The following is a 2,019-nucleotide window of genomic DNA, read 5'->3' as shown; positions in this document are numbered from 1 at the left end:
ATGAATGAGGGCTGAATGCCGAAGAACAGCGGCTCCCGAGCCGTGCCCGAGAACATTCCCCAGTCCGTCGTGCTCAGCCAGAGCAGCACCCCGTCCCCGGCGGCTGGGGGTGAGGTACCCGGCCTGCGTGGTCTGACGCTGCCGCATGTGCTGCCCCTGATCGTCTTCCCGATGATCGGGTGCGTGCTGTACGTGGTGGGCATGCCGGTCACCGACGTCTTCACCTTCCTCGCCGGGTGCGGCGGCATCGGCGCCGCGGTGACCATCGCGGTGACCGGAGGCCGCCGGGTCCTGCTGGCCTTCGCCCACGGTGTCCTTGCCGCCATGGGCCCCAAGTAGGGGAGGCAGACCAGCATGGGACGTCCCGAGAGCCCGCTGACCGGCCCTCCCCGACGGATCGCCCTGGCTGCTCACCTGCGGGAGATGCGCGACCTCGCAGGCATCACGTACGCCGAGATGGCGCTCCACCCTCTCCTCATCCCGGAAGCCACCCTGAAGCGCACTGCCTCTGATCGCGGGGGTGTGCCCAGGTGGCACAGGGTGGAGGAGTACCGCGACATCTGCATCGACCTCGCGGACAAGGAGGTGTCCTGGAAGGTCATGACGCGCGGCATGCAACTGCGCACCCTGTGGGTGGCGGCGCGGATGGAGGAGCGGGGCACCCTCCACCTTCCGAGACCCCGGCCTCAGTTCGTCGTGGACCAGGCGGACCTCAGCCACGCCCTGTACTCGCTGTACGAGCACCAGGGAGCTCCGCCGCTGCGCGAACTGCAGGAACTCGCTGGAGGTGCAGTGCACCTGCCACTGACCACGGCGGCACGGGTCGTCAAACGCCAGACGCTCCCCGCCGACGAGAAGCAGTACACGGCCTTCCTGCGAGGTTGCAGGGTTCATGACCGACGACAGCCAGACTGGTTCAGGGCCTGGGAAAAGGTCGTGCTGTCCAAGCATCGGCACACAGCGCCGATGGACGAATGGTCCGACGAGCATCGGCACACAGCGCTGACAGGAAAACAGTTCATCGAAGAACTGTTCAGCAGGAAACCGGTGTGAGGGTCGGCGGTGATGTCGCTGGGATGTTCGGCGTTGTATGTCACTGACGTGTAGGTGTATTCGCGCTGCTCAAGGGCAGTTGGGTCGGTCGATCATGGTGACAGTTCCCCGAACATTGCAGTGACGTGAAGCCGTATCGGTCGGTGTCGTGTTCGCTGTTTCTCCTTTGTCTTCCTGGTCTTCACGGAGCCGTCTGGGTGCGTGGAGTGTGTCCGGCGGTTCTTGGCAGGTGCCGTGGGGGAGTGCGACGCCGGTGCCGGTGCCGCAGAGCCTGGCTGGTCCAGATTTCCGCAGCGGTCCCGAGGGTCATTAGCGCGTGCGTCCATCGAACTGGCGGGAACGTTCTGCTGTCACCCGCCCGAGTGAGCGGCTGGGCGGGAAGCCCATGCGTGGCTCATAGCCTCGCATCAGACGCATCCGTCACACACGTGCGTCTGACTGAACTGCCCCGTACGCAAGCGGTGTTCGTTGTTGGAGGCTGTCCGTGATCACCGTGCCGTTATCGGCCCGCCTACCTCATGGGTGCCGTCACCGGTGACGGCACTGGATGACGCCTCGGAGGCTCCGGAGGTGGGCTTGGGCCGGCATCGGGATGAGTTGCGGCCTGCCGCGGTGCGGCAGTTGCTCGGGCTGCGTGGGGCGGGGGAGTTGACGACCGCGCATGTGCGGCTGGTCGCCGAGTCGGTGGGTGTGAGCGTGCGGCAGGTGTGGCGCTGGCTGGCGCAGGCGGAGGAGACCGGTTCCACGGAGAAGCCCGAGCGCAGACGGTTTCGGATCACCGACGAGATCATCGATGTCCTCGCCGACTATCAGGGCAACGTCAAGCGCGCCCACGAGCACTTGGTGCGCATGGCCGAGGAGGCGGGGGAGAAGCCAGTGGGGCTGACGACGCTGCACGATGCCATCGCCCGTGATCTCGATCCCGGTTTCATGGCGGGTCTGCGGGAGGGGATTCCGGCCGCTCGC

Annotated in this window: 2 protein-coding genes and 1 pseudogene; all 3 read left to right on the top strand. The window is 66.4% G+C overall.

The features are described from left to right. Positions 1–15 precede the first annotated feature (15 nt). Positions 16–339, top strand: a complete 324-nt coding sequence (locus STRIP9103_RS18525; RefSeq protein WP_009314508.1) for a hypothetical protein — start codon at positions 16–18, stop codon at positions 337–339. A 15-nt stretch (positions 340–354) separates the two neighbouring features. Then, positions 355–1,053: a hypothetical protein gene (locus STRIP9103_RS18520; RefSeq protein ID WP_009314509.1), complete on the top strand. Its 699-nt coding sequence runs from the start codon at positions 355–357 to the stop codon at positions 1,051–1,053. Positions 1,054–1,587: 534 nt separating this feature from the next. Further along, positions 1,588–2,019, top strand: a pseudogene (locus tag STRIP9103_RS18515) (Mu transposase C-terminal domain-containing protein); the annotation flags it as partial.

This window comes from Streptomyces ipomoeae 91-03 (genome assembly GCF_000317595.1).
GTDB classification, from domain to species: domain Bacteria; phylum Actinomycetota; class Actinomycetes; order Streptomycetales; family Streptomycetaceae; genus Streptomyces; species Streptomyces ipomoeae.
This window is presented reverse-complemented; position numbering and strand designations above follow the sequence as displayed.

Excerpts from the sequence above, each read along its gene's own strand:
- STRIP9103_RS18520 (WP_009314509.1), top strand. The coding sequence starts at position 355 with ATGGGACGTCCCGAGAGCCCGCTGACCGGCCCTCCCCGACGGATCGCC.
- STRIP9103_RS18525 (WP_009314508.1), top strand. The coding sequence starts at position 16 with ATGCCGAAGAACAGCGGCTCCCGAGCCGTGCCCGAGAACATTCCCCAG.